At 48.5% G+C, this 1,262-nt stretch carries 2 protein-coding genes; both read right to left on the bottom strand.

The genetic code is table 11. The features are described from left to right. Positions 1-855: coat protein (locus NIE88_RS22040; RefSeq protein WP_253065703.1), on the bottom strand; the 855-nt coding region annotated here is incomplete at its 3' end. 13 nt (positions 856-868) lie between these two features. Further along, positions 869-1,262: DUF4355 domain-containing protein (locus tag NIE88_RS22035; protein WP_253065702.1), on the bottom strand; the 394-nt coding region annotated here is incomplete at its 5' end.

Genomic DNA, 1,262 nt, shown 5'->3' with positions numbered 1-1,262 from the left:
CGTGAACTTAATGCCGCGCGGATGCAGAATATAAAGCTGACGATTGATCAGAAAATCCTCACCACTCGAAGCCAGGGAATCACGATCGGTTTCAGTAGCCAGCACGTTTGGATGTGAACCATTTCCCCACGCCAGCGCACCCGTACCAAACAAATACGCGGTTCCAATTTTATTAGTTGTGTCAAATGGCATGCCATCATCCACAATCACGCGCTTGTTCATGAAATAGGGGACACGGACATTTTGACCAGCTTCCTGAACGTAGTCAATCAGCTGGCGCTTTGCAAGGTAAGACTCGACAGCCGAGTGAAAAGTTACCGCTGTTAGGCTGTCCTTGGCATCCCCCATCAGCTGGTTAGCGTCGATGAACGTTTCACCGCTGATCAAAGCAGCATCACCTTCAGCATCGGAAATATCATGTACTTTCCCAGCTAGAGATTCAGAAGCGAACACGCCTGCAAGTGTCGCTAGCAACACCTTTTGACGATCACGTGCCCAAAAGTTTGATACTAGGCCTGCAGTCGCACCAAGTGGATCCGCGCCGGACAGGTAAGCCGACAGGCCATTCATTCCCCATGATCTTCCGCGCCCGTTCTTCCGAGCAACGTCCTTGTTCGTGCCGATCGCTCCCGGTGTCAGGGAACCCTGGTCTTTCAACGTTTCTGATTCGCCCGTCAGATCTTCAAAGTAAGGCATATTGATCAACGTACTCGGTCCAGAAGCCAGCTGATCGAACAGAGCATTATTCTCGGCAATGCCACTGTTTAGTACGTTTGAAACTTCCATCGTTTTTTGAATGACATACTGAGTAAATACTTCCGGCTGAATAATATCAGCGATTCTTGTAACAGCCAATTCAAACTCCTCCTTATGCTTGTGCTTTTAGTTTTTTGTAAAGCTCCGGATCCTCCCGGAAAAGTCTTGCCTGTTCCGTCAGATTGAAGTGTTCCTTACTGAACGGATTGTTCGTCGTTGGGTTTTTAGTCACCTTAGGCGGCTTGCCGGCCAGTGCTTGTTTCACGCCAGCTCTTACGTGTTTCTCAACCAGCTTCACGAACGACTGAACCGCTTCCTGTGTATCTTCCGCTGTGTCTTTCACGACAAAGGAAAGCAGCGTATCATCAGCGATGATTTCATGCTCAGCTAGCATTTTAGAAGCCTCTTTGGAAAGCGCGTGATAGGCGTCCTTCTTTTTGTACTTCTCAAGCTCTGCCTGCAGTTTCTCAAGTTCATACTGCTTCTTTTGCTCTTCGTTCATCTTG

Origin of the sequence: Sporolactobacillus shoreicorticis (assembly GCF_024125445.1) — a bacterium.
GTDB classification, from domain to species: Bacteria; Bacillota; Bacilli; order Bacillales; family Sporolactobacillaceae; genus Sporolactobacillus; species Sporolactobacillus shoreicorticis.
This window is presented reverse-complemented; position numbering and strand designations above follow the sequence as displayed.